Origin of the sequence: Streptomyces sp. NPDC127108 (assembly GCF_042677545.1) — a bacterium.
Classification (GTDB): Bacteria; Actinomycetota; Actinomycetes; order Streptomycetales; family Streptomycetaceae; genus Streptomyces.
Window position 1 is genome coordinate 196,814 of sequence record NZ_JBHXTE010000009.1, and the last position, 15,161, is coordinate 211,974.

General features: G+C 72.0%; 14 protein-coding genes. 10 read left to right on the forward strand and 4 right to left on the reverse strand.

Going from position 1 to position 15,161, the window contains the following annotated elements; all coding sequences use genetic code 11:
* Positions 1-123 precede the first annotated feature (123 nt).
* The 5 genes from ACFVHO_RS10335 to ACFVHO_RS10355 all read left to right on the forward strand — a co-directional run bounded on the left by ACFVHO_RS10335 (position 124) and on the right by ACFVHO_RS10355 (position 7,226).
* Positions 124-1,308, forward strand: a complete 1,185-nt coding sequence (locus tag ACFVHO_RS10335; protein WP_385712096.1) for a sensor histidine kinase — start codon at positions 124-126, stop codon at positions 1,306-1,308.
* Positions 1,309-1,484: 176 nt separating this feature from the next.
* On the forward strand, positions 1,485-2,873 hold the full coding sequence (locus tag ACFVHO_RS10340) for a sensor histidine kinase (RefSeq protein WP_385712098.1): 1,389 nt from the start codon (positions 1,485-1,487) through the stop codon (positions 2,871-2,873).
* 344 nt (positions 2,874-3,217) lie between these two features.
* Positions 3,218-3,877 (forward strand): LuxR C-terminal-related transcriptional regulator, encoded by a 660-nt coding sequence (locus ACFVHO_RS10345; protein ID WP_385712128.1) that lies wholly within the window; start codon positions 3,218-3,220, stop codon positions 3,875-3,877.
* A gap of 339 nt (positions 3,878-4,216) precedes the next feature.
* Positions 4,217-6,151, forward strand: coding sequence for a 2-oxoacid:acceptor oxidoreductase subunit alpha (locus tag ACFVHO_RS10350; RefSeq protein ID WP_385712100.1), 1,935 nt, complete (start codon positions 4,217-4,219; stop codon positions 6,149-6,151).
* A complete protein-coding gene (locus ACFVHO_RS10355; protein WP_385712102.1) occupies positions 6,144-7,226 on the forward strand; it encodes a 2-oxoacid:ferredoxin oxidoreductase subunit beta in 1,083 nt (360 codons plus the stop codon). Before ACFVHO_RS10350 ends, ACFVHO_RS10355 begins: the two co-directional genes overlap by 8 nt.
* Before the next feature lie 122 nt (positions 7,227-7,348).
* On the opposite strand, the gene ACFVHO_RS10360 is transcribed toward ACFVHO_RS10355, so the two are convergent.
* Positions 7,349-7,738, reverse strand: coding sequence for a winged helix-turn-helix transcriptional regulator (locus tag ACFVHO_RS10360; protein ID WP_385712104.1), 390 nt, complete (start codon positions 7,736-7,738; stop codon positions 7,349-7,351).
* Positions 7,739-7,857: 119 nt separating this feature from the next.
* Here ACFVHO_RS10360 and ACFVHO_RS10365 point away from each other — a divergent pair, with 119 nt between their 5' ends.
* On the forward strand, positions 7,858-8,718 hold the full coding sequence (locus ACFVHO_RS10365) for an SDR family oxidoreductase (protein ID WP_385712105.1): 861 nt from the start codon (positions 7,858-7,860) through the stop codon (positions 8,716-8,718).
* Positions 8,719-8,835: 117 nt separating this feature from the next.
* On the forward strand, positions 8,836-9,855 hold the full coding sequence (gene rarD, locus ACFVHO_RS10370; protein WP_385712107.1) for an EamA family transporter RarD: 1,020 nt from the start codon (positions 8,836-8,838) through the stop codon (positions 9,853-9,855).
* Here rarD and ACFVHO_RS10375 read toward each other — a convergent pair.
* Positions 9,852-10,721 carry an NAD(P)H-binding protein gene (locus ACFVHO_RS10375; RefSeq protein WP_385712109.1) on the reverse strand — a complete coding sequence of 290 codons (870 nt, stop codon included), beginning with the start codon at positions 10,719-10,721 and terminating at the stop codon, positions 9,852-9,854. The two genes, rarD and ACFVHO_RS10375, sit on opposite strands and share 4 nt — an antisense overlap.
* A 144-nt stretch (positions 10,722-10,865) precedes the next feature.
* Here ACFVHO_RS10375 and ACFVHO_RS10380 point away from each other — a divergent pair, with 144 nt between their 5' ends.
* Positions 10,866-11,741, forward strand: a complete 876-nt coding sequence (locus ACFVHO_RS10380; protein ID WP_385712110.1) for an AraC family transcriptional regulator — start codon at positions 10,866-10,868, stop codon at positions 11,739-11,741.
* Here the strand turns inward: ACFVHO_RS10380 and ACFVHO_RS10385 are convergent.
* Positions 11,681-13,267, reverse strand: a complete 1,587-nt coding sequence (locus ACFVHO_RS10385; RefSeq protein WP_385712112.1) for an MFS transporter — start codon at positions 13,265-13,267, stop codon at positions 11,681-11,683. The genes ACFVHO_RS10380 and ACFVHO_RS10385 overlap by 61 nt on opposite strands.
* Before the next feature lie 115 nt (positions 13,268-13,382).
* Between ACFVHO_RS10385 and ACFVHO_RS10390 the strand changes: the two genes are divergently transcribed.
* Positions 13,383-13,847: a winged helix-turn-helix transcriptional regulator gene (locus ACFVHO_RS10390; protein ID WP_385712114.1), complete on the forward strand. Its 465-nt coding sequence runs from the start codon at positions 13,383-13,385 to the stop codon at positions 13,845-13,847.
* Here ACFVHO_RS10390 and ACFVHO_RS10395 read toward each other — a convergent pair.
* Entirely contained in the window at positions 13,844-14,482 is a 639-nt protein-coding gene (locus tag ACFVHO_RS10395) for a CGNR zinc finger domain-containing protein (RefSeq protein ID WP_385712130.1), read from the reverse strand. The genes ACFVHO_RS10390 and ACFVHO_RS10395 overlap by 4 nt on opposite strands.
* Before the next feature lie 138 nt (positions 14,483-14,620).
* On the opposite strand from ACFVHO_RS10395, the gene ACFVHO_RS10400 reads away from it, so the two are divergent.
* Positions 14,621-15,070: a VOC family protein gene (locus tag ACFVHO_RS10400; RefSeq protein ID WP_385712115.1), complete on the forward strand. Its 450-nt coding sequence runs from the start codon at positions 14,621-14,623 to the stop codon at positions 15,068-15,070.
* Positions 15,071-15,161 lie beyond the last annotated feature (91 nt).

Here is a 15,161-nt window from a genome sequence, read left to right on the forward strand (position 1 = left end):
GCCTGCTAAAGGGGAGGTAAGCAGACCGTCACGGCCAAGCATGGACGGGGTGGGGTTAACCACAGTGCGATCCGGCGGTCCCCCTCATGGCGCGAGCGCGGCGAGCCGGGCACCCTTTGCGGTATGACCGCAAGCACCACGCCCTCGGAAGCGCCACCACAGGGCCCGCCGCCTGCCCGTTTCGCCTATGACGTGCACACCTGGAAGGAGATCGCGCATCTCCTGGCGAACCTCCCGATCGGGATCGCCGGTTTTGTGTACGTGGTCACGGCGCTGGGCGTCGGCGGCGTGCTTTCGGTGACGGTGATCGGCCTGCCGCTGCTCGCGTTCGCGCTGTTCGGCGCGCGGCTCCTCGGCAAGGCGGAGCGCTGGCGGGCGCGGCTGCTGCTCGGCGTGCGGATCGAGGAGCCGAGCCCGATGCCGTCGCCGTCACGGCGCGGCGGCAGCTTCCTCAACTGGCTCTGGTCCACGCTCAAGGACCCGGTGGGCTGGCGGACGATGCTGTACTGCTTCATCCGGCTGCCGTGGGCCGTGGTGACGTTCACCGCGATGTCCGTCGGGGTGTTCGTGCTGTGGCCGATCCTCCCGTTCATCGCGCGGCTGCTCGCCAACGCCGACCGGGCGATGGTGCGGGGCCTGCTCTCGCGCTCCGACGAACTGGAGCGGCGCATCGCCGAACTGGAGTCGGACCGGGGGGTCGTCGTGGACACCGCCGCGGCCGACCTGCGGCGCATCGAGCGCGATCTGCACGACGGCGCGCAGGCGCGGCTCGTGGCGCTCGCGATGGGGCTCGGCCTCGCCAAGGAGAAGCTCCTCGAGGACCCGGAAGCGGCGGCGGCGATGGTCGGCGAGGCGCACGGCGAGGTGAAGCTGGCCCTCCAGGAGCTGCGGGACCTGGCCCGCGGCATCCACCCGGCCGTCCTCACCGACCGCGGTCTCGACGCGGCCCTCTCGTCGGTCGCCTCCCGGTGCACGGTGCCGGTGAAGGTGACGGCCGACCTGCCGACACGTCCGGCGGCCGCGATCGAGGGCATCGCGTACTTCACCGTCTCCGAACTCCTGCAGAACGTGAGCAAGCACAGCGGGGCGCGGACGGCGAGCGTGGAGGTGTGGCGCTCCGACCAGCGCCTGCTGATACAGGTGTGGGACGACGGCCGCGGCGGCGCGAACCTGGACGGCGGCACGGGCATGGCGGGCCTCGCGGACCGGCTCGGCGCGGTGGACGGCCTGTTCATCATCAACTCGCCCACGGGCGGACCGACGACCATCACGGCGGAGCTGCCGTGGCGCGACCGGAACGACGGCTGAGGGCCCTCCGGGTCCTGCGCACCCCCGCGGGGTAGGGAAAACCCCCCGTTCAAGACGCCGACCGACTCCATGGTCGCCACCGGGCGCCGGGGCGCACTCTGGGGGTACGACAAGGGGAAGCCCACGCGGGAGCTCGCAAGAACCCGCGCGGGGCCGAGCAGAAACGGATGACACCGATGGCCACGGATTACGGACAGGGGTACGGATACGTCATGGAAGCCGACGTCGAGGACCACCGCGGCCACGGCAGCCACGGGGGCGGCGGGCGCGGTGAGGGCCGACTGCACCGCCTGCCGGTCGCCCTGCGCGCGCCGTTGGAGGGGCGCACCTGGCGTGAGCTCCTGTACGTGCTCCTCTCGTTCCCGATCAGCATCATCGGCTTCGTCTTCGCGGTGACGATGCTGTCGGTCGGCGTGGGACTGCTGGTCACGTTCATCGGCATCCCGATCCTCGCCCTGGGGCTCATGGCCTGCCGCGGGTTCGGTGCCCTGGAGCGGGTCCGGGCCCGGACGCTGCTCGACGTGGACGTCAAGGACCCGCACCCGCTGAAGCCCAAGGACCGGGGCGTCATGGCGTGGATGGGGGCCGTCCTCAAGAGCGGCGTCTCCTGGCGGCACGTCCTGTACGCGCTGATCCACATGCCGTGGGCGCTCTTCTCGTTCGTGGTGACGGCGCTCGTCTGGACGTACGGCTGGGCGATGCTCACGTATCCGCTGTGGTTCTGGCTGTTCCCGCTCTACGGCGGGCAGGACGGGATCCAGCTCTACGGCGGCGACGACGGGCACCGGATATACCTGGACAACCCCTTTGAAATCGGCCTCACCGCCGGTACGGGCCTCCTTGTCACGCTGGCCACGCCCTGGATCGTCCGCGCCCTGACCACCGTCGACCGGCTGCTCGTCTTCGGCCTCCTCGGACCCTCGCGTCTGGTGTCACGTGTCGTCGAGCTGGAGTCGGACCGGGGGGTCGTCGTGGACACCGCCGCGGCCGACCTGCGGCGCATCGAGCGGGACCTGCACGACGGCGCGCAGGCGCGGCTCGTCGCCCTCGCCATGGACCTCGGCCTCGCCAAGGAGAAGCTGGCCGAGGACCCCGAGGCGGCGGCGCGCATGGTGGACGAGGCGCACGGCGAGGTGAAGGTCGCCCTGCAGGAGCTGCGGGACCTGGCCCGGGGCATCCACCCGGCCGTCCTCACCGACCGGGGGCTCGACGCCGCCCTGTCCGCGCTGGCGGCGCGGTGCACCGTGCCGGTGGAGGTCGAGGTGGACCTGGCCGCGCGGCCCGCCGCCGCCATCGAGGGGATCGCCTACTTCACCGTGTCCGAGCTGCTGCAGAACATCAGCAAGCACAGTGGGGCGGGGCGGGCCTCCGTGGACGTGTGGAAGGTCGAGGACCGGCTGATGCTGCAGGTCGGTGACGACGGGCGGGGTGGGGCCGATGTCTCGGCCGGGTCCGGGCTTGCGGGGCTCGCCGAGCGGCTCGACGCGGTGGACGGGATTCTGGTGGTCGAGTCGCCCGTGGGCGGGCCCACCTTGGTCACGGCTGAGCTGCCCTGGCGGGGCTGAGCCGGTCGGCGGGGCCGAGGTCTCGCGGGGGGCGCCCCAGTCCCACCCCTTCTCCGATCCCGGGGCTCTGCCCCTGGACCCCGGGGGCGGTCGTTCCCTTCGGGTGGGACGGGCCGCCCCCGATCGGCGCTCCGCGCCTCGTCCTCAAACGCCGGACGGGCTGATATCTCGCCACCCTGGGCTGAAAGGTGCCGTAGGCGCCTCCTGCACGGCGGACCCCTTCTCGGAGTCGTACGACACTCTTCACCTCAGCCCGACGCAGCCTCGTCCGAATGCTGGGATGCTGGAGCCTGTCAATGGGGCGGGGACAGGCTGTGGGGGTCCAGAACATCGTGGAGGACAAGGTGCAGGTGGTCATCGCCGAGGATTCAGTGCTGCTCAGGGAGGGCCTGACCCGGTTGTTGACCGACCGTGGGCACGACGTCGTCGCGGGGGTCGGTGACGCGGAGGCGCTGATCAAGACGATCACGGAGCTCTCGGCGCAGGGCACGCTGCCGGACGTCGTGGTCGCGGACGTGCGGATGCCGCCGACGCACACCGACGAAGGGGTGCGCGCGGCGGTGCTGCTGCGCCAGCGCCATCCGGGGCTCGGCGTGCTCGTGCTCTCGCAGTACGTGGAGGAGCAGTACGCGACGGAGCTGCTCGCCGGGTCCAGCCGGGGCGTGGGCTATCTGCTCAAGGACCGGGTCGCCGAGGTCCGGGAGTTCGTGGACGCGGTCGTGCGCGTCGCCCAGGGCGGCACCGCGCTCGACCCCGAGGTCGTGGCGCAGTTGCTCGGGCGCAGCCGCAAGCAGGACGTCCTCGCGGGCCTCACCCCGCGCGAGCGGGAGGTCCTCGGACTGATGGCGGAGGGGCGGACCAACTCGGCCATCGCGCGCCAGCTCGTCGTGAGCGACGGGGCGGTGGAGAAGCACGTGAGCAACATTTTCCTGAAGCTCGGGCTCTCGCCCAGTGACGGGGACCATCGGCGGGTACTCGCGGTGCTGACCTACCTCAACTCCTGAACCGGCTCCTGAACCGGCTCTTGATCCCAGCGTCTGGTCCCAGCTCCTGAACCGGCGGGACCTTCGTCCCGCCACCGGGACAAAGGTCCCGCACAGCGACACCGCACCACCGCACCACCGCACAGCCGGTCCTAGAACCAAAGGATGAGCGGAGAGCGTCTTCATGAAAGGCCGGGGGGCGAGTCACATCATGGCAAATCAGGGCATCCAGCCGTCTCAAAGGTGCGTCCACCATGCGAGCGGCCCTAAGAAGGTGACCCTTACAGACGTAGGGTGGGCGATGGGAGGGCAGGGCGGCCTGCCGCTCCCGCACAGCCGCCTCGAGGGAGGTCCAGTTCAGTGACCAGCCAGGTCAGTAGCCCGGCCGAGCAGGCCGACGAAGCCGTCGTGGGAGAGCAGCGCAAGGCCGCTGCGGGCGAGAAGGACGTGCGCCGCCTCGACCGGGTGATCATTCGGTTCGCGGGTGACTCCGGTGACGGCATGCAGCTCACGGGTGACCGGTTCACCTCCGAGACGGCGTCCTTCGGCAACGACCTGTCGACGCTGCCGAACTTCCCCGCCGAGATCCGCGCCCCCGCCGGGACGCTGCCCGGTGTGTCGTCGTTCCAGCTGCACTTCGCGGACCACGACATCCTCACCCCGGGCGACGCGCCGAACGTGCTGGTCGCGATGAACCCGGCGGCGCTGAAGGCGAACATCGGCGACGTGCCGCGCGGCGCCGAGGTGATCGTGAACACGGACGAGTTCACGAAGCGGGCCATGCAGAAGGTGGGGTACGAGACCTCGCCGCTGGAGGACGGCTCGCTGGACGGCTTCCAGGTGCACCCGGTGCCGCTGACCACGCTGACGGTCGAGGCGCTGAAGGAGTTCGACCTGTCCCGGAAGGACGCCGGGCGCAGCAAGAACATGTTCGCGCTCGGCCTGCTCTCGTGGATGTACCACCGGCCGACCGAGGGCACCGAGAGGTTCCTCAAGTCCAAGTTCGCCAAGAAGCCGGAGATCGCGGCCGCGAACATCGCCGCGTTCCGCGCGGGCTGGAACTTCGGCGAGACGACCGAGGACTTCGCGGTCAGCTACGAGGTGGCGCCCGCGGCCAAGGCGTTCCCCATGGGCACGTACCGCAACATCTCCGGGAACCTGGCCCTGTCGTACGGCCTGATCGCGGCCGCGCGCCAGGCGGACCTGCCGCTGTACCTGGGCTCGTACCCGATCACGCCGGCCTCGGACATCCTGCACGAGCTGAGCAAGCACAAGAACTTCGGCGTGCGGACCTTCCAGGCCGAGGACGAGATCGCGGGCATCGGCGCGGCGCTCGGCGCGGCCTTCGGCGGCTCGCTCGCCGTCACCACCACCTCCGGTCCCGGTGTGGCGCTGAAGTCGGAGACCATCGGCCTCGCGGTGTCCCTGGAGCTGCCGCTCCTGATCGTCGACATCCAGCGCGGCGGCCCCTCCACGGGCCTGCCGACCAAGACCGAGCAGGCGGACCTGCTGCAGGCGATGTACGGCCGCAACGGCGAGGCCCCGGTGCCGATCGTCGCGCCGCGCACCCCGGCGGACTGCTTCGACGCGGCCCTGGAGGCGGCCCGGATCGCGGTCACGTACCGCACGCCGGTCTTCCTGCTCTCCGACGGCTATCTGGCCAACGGCTCCGAGCCGTGGCGGATCCCGGAGACCGACGAACTGCCCGACCTGCGCACGCAGTTCGCCTCCGGCCCCAACCACACGCTGGCCGACGGCACCGACGTTTTCTGGCCGTACAAGAGGGACCCCCAGACCCTCGCCCGGCCGTGGGCGATCCCGGGCACGCCGGGCCTGGAGCACCGCATCGGCGGCATCGAGAAGCAGGACGGCACGGGCAACATCTCCTACGACCCGGCCAACCACGACTTCATGGTCCGCACCAGGCAGGCCAAGGTCGACGGCATCGAGGTGCCCGACCTGGAGGTCGACGACGCGAGCGGTGACGCCCGGCTGCTCGTCCTCGGCTGGGGCTCGACGTACGGGCCGATCACGGCGGCGGTACGCCGACTGCGCGCCGCCGGACAGAGCGTCGCACAGGCGCATCTGCGCCACCTCAACCCGTTCCCGAGGAACCTGGGCGAGGTCCTGAAGCGTTACGACAAGGTGGTGATCCCCGAGATGAACCTCGGCCAGCTCGCCACCCTGATCCGTGCCCGGTATCTGGTGGACGCGGTCTCGTACAACCAGGTCAACGGCATGCCGTTCAAGGCCGAGCAGCTCGCCACGGCTCTCAAGGAGGCCATCGATGGCTGACACCACGCTCGAGGGGCCCACAGGTTCCGAGACGCTTCTGAAGCTCGTGCCCAAGGCCGAGGGCAAGCAGTCCATGAAGGACTTCAAGTCCGACCAGGAAGTGCGCTGGTGCCCCGGCTGCGGTGACTACGCGGTCCTGGCCGCCGTGCAGGGCTTCATGCCCGAGCTCGGCCTGGCCAAGGAGAACATCGTCTTCGTCTCCGGCATCGGTTGTTCGTCCCGCTTCCCGTACTACATGAACACGTACGGGATGCACTCCATCCACGGCCGCGCCCCGGCCATCGCGACGGGCCTCGCCTCCAGCAGGCGCGACCTGTCGGTCTGGGTCGTCACCGGCGACGGCGACGCGCTGTCCATCGGCGGCAACCACCTCATCCACGCCCTGCGCCGCAATGTGAACCTGAAGATCCTGCTGTTCAACAACCGGATCTACGGCCTCACCAAGGGGCAGTACTCCCCGACCTCCGAGGTCGGCAAGATCACCAAGTCGACGCCGATGGGCTCCCTCGACGCGCCCTTCAACCCGGTGTCGCTCGCGATCGGCGCGGAGGCGTCGTTCGTGGCGCGGACGGTGGACTCCGACCGCAAGCACCTCACCGAGGTCCTCCGGCAGGCCGCCGACCACCCGGGCACGGCCCTTGTGGAGATCTACCAGAACTGCAACATCTTCAACGACGGCGCCTTCGAGGTCCTGAAGGACAAGCAGCAGGCCGAGGAGGCCGTGATCCGCCTGGAGCACGGCGCGCCGATCCTCTTCGGCACCGACAACTCCAAGGGCGTGGTCCGCGATCCGGCCACCGGCGATCTGAAGGTCGTCGCGGTGACGGAGGAGAACCAGTCGCAGATCCTGGTCCATGACGCGCACGCCGCGTCCCCGACCACGGCCTTCGCGCTGTCCCGCCTCGCCGACCCCGACACGCTGCACCACACGCCCATCGGCGTCTTCCGCAGCGTGGACCGGCCGGTGTACGACACGCTGATGGCCGACCAGCTCGACGCGGCCATCGAGCAGCGCGGCAAGGGCGACCTCGCGGCGCTGCTCGCCGGTGGCGACACGTGGACGGTCGTCGGCTGAGCCGACGCCCCCGCGGCACGACTCACGAGGCCCGGTCCTGATCCGTCAGGGCCGGGCCTCGTCGCGCCCGGGTGTGGGCCCCGTCCCGTCTCACACGTGGGCCTCGCCCTGTCTCAGGCGTCTCAGGCGTGGGCCTCGTCGTAGGCCGCGCGCGCCTTCTCCACGTCCGCCATGCGCCGGTCCGTCCAGTCGGCGAGCGCCCTGACCTGCGCGGACGCCTCATGTCCTAGCTCCGTCAGGGAGTAGTCGACGCGGGGCGGGATGACCGGCTTGGCGTCGCGGTGCACCAGGCCGTCGCGCTCCAGGGTCTGGAGGGTCTGGGACAGCATCTTCTCGCTGACGGTCCGGCTGCCCAGGGCGCCGATCGCGCGGCGCAGCTCGCTGAAGCGGTACGAGCGCTCGGCGAGGGTGATCAGGACGAGGACGCCCCAGCGGCTGGTGACGTGCTCCAGGACGAGGCGGTGGGGGCACATCCGCTCGGCGTCGAAGGTCCAGTTTGCACTTACGGCCATACCAGTACCTTACTTCAAAGTGGGTACTTACGGATAGTTAGTGCCGGAGCTAGGGTGAGTGTCATACCGATCACAACGGGCCTGAGCAGGGCTTACTGCGCAAACAGGAGATTTCACTCATGAGCATCGTCGTCACCGGAGCCACCGGCCACCTCGGCCGCCTCGTCGTCGCGGGCCTGCTGGACGCGGGCGTGCCCGCCGGGCGGATAGCGGCCGTCGTACGGAACAAGGAGAAGGCCGCGGACCTGGCCGCGCGCGGCGTGGAACTGCGCGTCGCCGACTACAGCGCGCCCGAGACGCTCGCCGGGGCCTTCGCCGCGGGCGACAAGGTGCTGCTGATCTCCGGCAGTGAGGTCGGGCAGCGGGTGCCGCAGCACCGGGCCGTGATCGACGCGGCGCGGGCCGCGGGCGTCGCGCACCTGGTGTACACGGGCGTGCTCGGCGGACCCGACGCCGACTTCGACCTGGCCGCCGAGCACAAGGTCACCGAGCAGGCGATCCTCGACTCGGGCCTGCCGTACACCTTCCTGCGCAACGGCTGGTACCACGAGAACTACACGGAGCACCTGGCCCCGGTCCTCGCCCACGACGCCGTCGTCGGCAGCGCGGGCACGGGCCGGGTCGCCTCGGCCGCCCGCGCCGACTACGCCGCGGCGGCCGTCGCGGTGCTGACCGGCGAGGGCCACGAGGGCGTCGCGTACGAGCTGAGCGGGGACACGGCGTGGAGCTTCCCCGAGTACGCCGCCGAGGTCGCCGCGCACTCCGGCAAGCCCGTCACGTACAAAGAGGTCTCCCCCGCCGAGCACCTCGCCGTGCTGACCGGCGCCGGGATGCCGGAGCCGATCGCCGCGATCCTCGTGGACGTGGACGCGGCGATCGGGCGCGGTCTGCTGGTCGGGGGCAGCGGTGATCTGGCCCGGCTGATCGGGCGGCCGACGACGCCGATGGGTGAGGCGATCACGGCAGCGCTCAAGGGCTGAATCACCTTGGGAGACGGCCTGTCATGACCGTATGGCGATACGGGCATGACAGCCGCACCCCGGGGGCGCTACCTTCGTGCTCGGCAGCGAGCGGCTGCCCCGCACGAAGGAGGAGCCGTGACCCCAGCGCAGGCGAAGGCCGAGGCACGAATAGGCCTGCTCAACGGCTTCGCCGCGTACGGCATGTGGGGCCTCGTGCCCCTGTTCTGGCCGCTGCTCAAGCCCGCGGGCGCCGGCGAGATCCTGGCCCACCGCATGGCGTGGTCCCTGATCGTGGTCGGCGTCGCGCTCCTCGTCGTCCGCCGCTGGGCCTGGGCCGGTGAACTGCTGCGCCAGCCGCGCAAGCTGGGCCTGGTGACGGTGGCCGCGGCCGTGATCACCCTCAACTGGGGCGTCTACATCTGGGCCGTGAACTCCGGCCACGTCGTCGAGGCCTCCCTCGGCTACTTCATCAACCCCCTGGTCACCATCGCGATCGGCGTCCTGCTGCTCGGCGAGCGGCTGCGCCCCGTGCAGTGGACGGCCGTCGGCGTCGGCCTCGCCGCCGTCCTGGTCCTCGGCTTCGGCTACGGCCGCCCGCCATGGATCTCCCTCTGCCTCGCCTTCTCCTTCGCCACGTACGGCCTGGTCAAGAAGAAGGTCAACCTCGGCGGCCTGGAGTCGCTCGCCGCCGAGACCGCCGTGCAGTTCCTGCCCGCGCTCGCCTTCGTGCTGTGGCTCGGCTCCCAGGGCGACGCCACGTTCGCCACCGAGGGCTTCGGGCACGCCGCGCTGCTCGCCGCCACGGGTGTGGTGACGGCCGCGCCGCTGGTCTGCTTCGGCGCCGCCGCGATCCGGGTGCCGCTGTCCACGCTCGGGCTGCTCCAGTACCTCGCGCCCGTCTTCCAGTTCCTGCTCGGCATCCTGTACTTCCACGAGGCGATGCCGCCCGAGCGGTGGGCCGGGTTCGCGCTGGTGTGGCTGGCGCTCGTCCTGCTGACCTTCGACGGGCTGCGCACCGCGCGCCGGAACGCGGTGCGGGCGGCCGCGCTGGCCGCCCAGGTCGGCGCGACCACCGCGACCGCTCCGGCCGACGCGACCACTCCGGCCGACGCGACCGACGCGCCCGGCTCGACCGCTTCGGCCGCCTCCCGCTAGCTCCAGGCCCCCGCTGCGGCAGCCGACTTCACGTACGCGCTGAAGTCCTTCGGCTCACGGCCGAGCACGTCCGGTACGCCGGTCGCCACCGAGGAGAGATGGCCCTCGGCGACGAACGTGAAGAGGTCGGTGAGCTCCTGGGCGGCGGCCTCGGGCACGCCGTCCGTGGTCAGCTCCGCCCGGAACTGCTCCGGTGTGACGGCCTCGAAGCGCATCGGGCGGCCCGACGCCTCCGCGATCTCCGCGACGGCCGCGCCGTAGGTGAGCGCGCGCGGACCCGAGAGCTCGTACACGCGGTGCGTGTGGCCGTCCTCGGTGAGCAGCGCGACCACGACGTCCGCGATGTCCTCCACGTCGACGAACGGCTCCACCGTCTCGCCGACCGGCAGGGCCAGGCGGCCCGAGAGGACCGCCGCGTGGAAGAAGTCCTCGGAGAAGTTCTGCGCGAAGTTGTTGGCCCGGACCACCGTCCAGTCGACGCGCGCGTCCGCGACGGCGCGCTCGGCCCGCGCCATGCCCGGCAGGAAGGACTCGCCGGACACGTCGGCGCCGCGCCCGGACAGGACCACGAAGCGGCGCACGCCCGCCGCCGCGGCCTGCGCCACGAAGTCGACGACGGGCTCCGGGTCCTCCGGCGCGATCAGGTAGAGGCCGGTCACGCCGGACAGGACGGGGGCCCAGGTGGTCCGGTCGTGCCAGTCGAAGCGGGTCTCGCCGGAGCGGGACGCGGCCCGCACGGTGTGGCCCGCGGCGCGCAGCCGGGGCACGACGCGGCGGCCGGTCTTGCCGGTGGCGCCGAGGACGAGGAGAAGGGGGTCGGTGCTGTCGGAGCGGGGGTGGTCGGAGCCGGGTGTCGTTGTCGTCATGCGCCAAGCCAACCTCCGTACCGCGCCTGGTGACATGGGCGTGCGTCTTGGCCCCATAGGCGTCCGTCTCACGACCGCGGGAGCCCGTCCGTCGGGCCCGGCGGTCCGTCCCGCCGCCGCGGGACTCCGTTTACGGTGGAGCGCATGGACGCTCTGGGGGATCTGCTGCGTGGCATCCGCGCCGACGGCGCACGGTTCAGTCGTACGGTCCTGCGCGGGCCGTGGGAGTCGGAGCCACCGGAGTCGACCGCGCTGACGCTGATGATGGTGTTCCGGGGCGCGGCCCGGGTGACACCGGGAGCCGGTGTCACCGGGGGCGGCGGCCCCCGAACGCTCACGGCCGGGTCCGCCGCCGTCAGCACGTCCGCGTCGTACCGCGTCGCCGCCGCCGACAGCACCGAGACCGAGGTGGTCACCGGCGCCTACCAGTGGGACGGGGCCGGCGGGCGGCGGCTGCTCACCGCGCTGCCGCCGCTGCTCGTCGTGCCGGGCGGCGAGGAGTGCCTGACGATCATCGAGCTGATCGCCGAGGAGGTGGCCGCCGACCGGCCGGGCCGCCAGTACGTGATGGACCGGATGCTCGACTGGCTGCTCGCCTGCACCCTGCGGGAGTGGTTCGACCTGCCCGAGGCGAGCCCGCCCGCCTGGTACCGGGCGCTCGGCGACGACGTGGTGGGCCCGGCCCTGCGCGCCATGCACGACGAGCCGGGCCGGGCCTGGACGGTGGCGTCCCTCGCCGGGTGCGCCCAGGTGTCCCGCGCGGCGTTCGCCCGGAACTTCGCCGATCTGGTGGGGCGGCCCCCGATGGCGTACCTCACCGAGTGGCGCATGGCCCTCGCCGCCGACCTCCTCGCGGAGCCGGGCGCCACGGTGGCGGCGGTGGCCGCGCGGGTGGGGTACGCCGACGGGTTCGGATTCAGCGACGCCTTCAAGCGGATCCGCGGGGTCACGCCGAGCGGCTACCGCGCCTCCCTGACGGCGCGCCGTGCGGACTCCGGGGCGCTCAGGGCGGCGGGCTGAGCGCTGCCCGCGACCGTGCGGCCCCCGCCTCCGACCCCGCCTCCATCCACGCCTCCGCCCACGCCTCCGCCCTTGCCCCGCCCGGCACTTGGCCCCGCGCCGGTCCGGGCGCCGAGCCCTCCGCCCCGGCTCCGGCGCACCCCGACCAGCGCGACGACCGCGCCCAGGACCGCCATGACCACCGGCACGACCAGCGCCCAGCGGAACGCCGCGAGGTCCGCCCCGGCGTCCCCGCCCCCGCCCCCGTGCGAGCCCGCGTACGAGCCCCCGGAGACCAGGCCGTAGACGGCTGTCACGGCCGAGATGCCGATCGCCGCGCCGAACTGCGTGGCGGTCTGGAGGAGTCCGCTCGCGAGCCCCTGCTCCCGCTCGGCCACCCCGTCCGTCGCCGCGATCATCTGCGGGCCGAGGGTGAGCGCGAAGCCGGTGCCCGCGAGCAGCAGGGTCGGGAACATCGCGAGGTACGGCCAGTCCGCGCCGATCGGCAGGAAGAGTCCGTATCCCACGGCGGCCATGAGGAAGCCGCCGAGGATCACGCGCGCGTTGCCGAACCGCCGGACCAGGCGCGGGGTGAGCGTCGGCGAGAGGATCACGTCGCAGCCGAGGACGATCATCGCGACGGCGGTCTGCCAGGACGACCAGCCGCGCAGGTCCTGGAGGTAGAGCGTCAGGACGAACTGGAAGCCCATGAAGGCCCCCAGGTAGAGCAGCGCCCCGAGTCCGGCCCGCAGCACGGACCCCGTACGGAAGATCCCGAGCCGCACCAGCGGGTCCGCCGTGCGCCGCTCGATCCGTGCGAAGACCCCGATGAGCAGCAGCCCCGCGACCGCCGCGGCGACCGTCGACGGCCAGTCCGCCAGGCCGTGTTCGAGCCGCACGATGCCGAAGGCGAGCAGCAGCATGGCCCCGGCCGCCGCCGCGGCCCCCGGCAGGTCGAAGCGGCGCGCGGGGCCGGTGTCGGCGCGGGGCGGCTCCGCCGGGATGAGCCGGAGCGCCGCGACGAGGATCGCCGCCGCGAAGAACACGGGCGTGAAGAACACCCACTGCCAGCCGAATTCGGTGAGCAGCCCGCCGACGACGAGGCCGAGCGAGAAGCCGCCGGCCGAGGTCCCGGCGAAGACCAGGAGCGCCTTGTTCCGGTCGGGGCCCTCCGCGTACGAGGTGGTGATGATCGACATCGCGGCGGGCGTCATGAACGCCGCGGCCACGCCGGTGACGAAGCGCGCGACGACCAGCATCCAGCCCTCGGTCGCGAAGCCGCCGAGCCCCGAGAAGAGCAGGAAGATCCCGAGCCAGCAGAGGAACATCCGCCGCCTGCCGAGGAGATCGGCCGCCCTGCCGCCGAGCAGGGTGAAGCCCGCGTACCCGAGCACGTAGGCGCTGACGACCCAGGCCGCCATGCCGGTGGAGAGGCCCAGGTCGGACCGGATCGAGGGGATCGCGATCGCGACCATCGCGATGTCGATGCCCTCCAGAAAGATCGTTCCGCAGAGCACGAGCAGCAGTGCCCAGGCGCGGGCGCCCATGAGGACTCCTTGGTCTCGGGGTCGGAACCCGGGGTTGGTCCCGGGGTGTCGGTTACTCGACCGACGGCCGGTTCCTTCTTGTAACCAAGGGAATCGTGGGGCAGCATCGACAGGTATGGAAGAAGGCACTTTGAAGTCACCGAGTAACTCCAAAGGCACCGTGGACGCCCCCGTGGACTACGGGGACGCCGACCCCTTCCAGTGGGACACCCGCGAGGACTGCCAGGTGCGGCAGATCCTCGACCGGGTCGCCGACAAGTGGTCGCTCCTCGTCATCGCGCTCCTGGACCGCCGCCGCCTGCGCTTCACCGAGCTGCGGCGCGAGATCGACGGCATCAGCCAGCGCATGCTGACGGTCACCCTGCGGCAGCTGGAGCGCGACGGCCTGGTGCTCCGCACGGTGCATCCGGTGGTCCCGCCGCGCGTCGAGTACGAACTCACGCCCCTCGGCGGCACGTTGCACCACACGATCCGGTCACTGGTGACATGGACGGAGGAGCACCAGGGGGAGATCGCGGCGGCGCGGACGGCGTACGACGAGCGGGCCGCCGCGGAGGAGACGGCGGCGGGGCTCCCCTAGGGCTTGTCCGGGTCCGTCGCGGCGGCGCCGGGCTCCTCCGGGTCCGTCGCGGCGGCGCGCCGATCCGTCGTGGCGGCGCGCGTCGCCCGGTGCGTGCGCGCCTTCGCCCTGTTCCCGCAGCGTTCCATCGCGCACCAGCGGCGGCGCCCCGGGCGTGAGGTGTCCACGAAGAGCAGGAAGCAGTCGTGGGCGGCGCATTCGCGTACCCGCGGGGCGTACGGGCCGGTGAAGAGGTCGACGGCGTCGCGGGCGACCGTCGCGAGGAGCTGGGTTCCGGTGCCGCCGGGGGCCCAGGCGCGGGTGCCGTCCGGCTCAATGCGGGCGGTGAGCGGGGGCTCGGCCGCGGCGGCGTTGAGCGCCGCGAGGTGGCGGGGGTTCCAGGGGCGGCCGTGGGCATGGTCGGCCGTGAACAGGAACAGCGCGTCGCGCAGGTCCCTGACCGCCGCCAACTCCGCCTCCGTGACGGTCAGTTCCGGGCACCCCCCGAGGCGGCTCGCGGCCGCCCACGCGGTCAGGTCCGACGGCTCGCGCAGCGTCTCGAAGCGCGCGAACTCGCCGGGGCCGCCCGTCGCGAGCAGTTCCAGGCAGAGCACCCCCGGGTCGAAGCGGTAGACCTGCCCGTCCGGCGGACGCATGATCACGCCCGGCGCCCGCACCGCCGCACCCGTCTGCGCGCTCGCCCGTTCCGCGCCTCCTCTCTGCCCGTCTTCCCGCTTCTCGCTTTCTCGCTTCTCGTCCACCACCTAACCAGTATAAGTGGTTACCATGAAGGCATGACCCTGCACTGGAAACTCGTGATCGACGCGCAGGACCCGCACGCCCAGGCCGCCTTCTGGGGCGAGACGCTGGGGTACGAGGTCGAGGACAACAGCGCCCTGATCGAGCGACTGCTCGGTTTCGGCGCCGTGCCGGAGGAGGAGACCGTCGTCTTCCGGGGGCGCCGCAGCTTCCGCGATCTCATCGGCGTACGGCATCCGGACGATCCGTACGACGAGGGCACCGGCACGGGCCTCGGGCGGCGGCTGCTCTTCCAGCGCGTCCCGGAGGCGAAGTCCGGCAAGAACCGCCTGCACGTGGACGTGCACGCCGCGCCCGGCACCCGGGAGAAGGAGCAGGTCCGCCTGGAGCAGCTCGGCGCGACCGCGCTGCGGCACGTGCGGGAACACGGGAGCGAGTGGGTGGTGATGACCGACCCGGAGGGCAATGAGTTCTGCCTGCACTAGGGCCTGTCCGATGGGTCGGCGTGGAGCAAGGAGCGGCGTCTGGTGCGTGCGATCGCAAGGCGCCGGAGAGTCCTCGGGTGGGGTCTCCCCT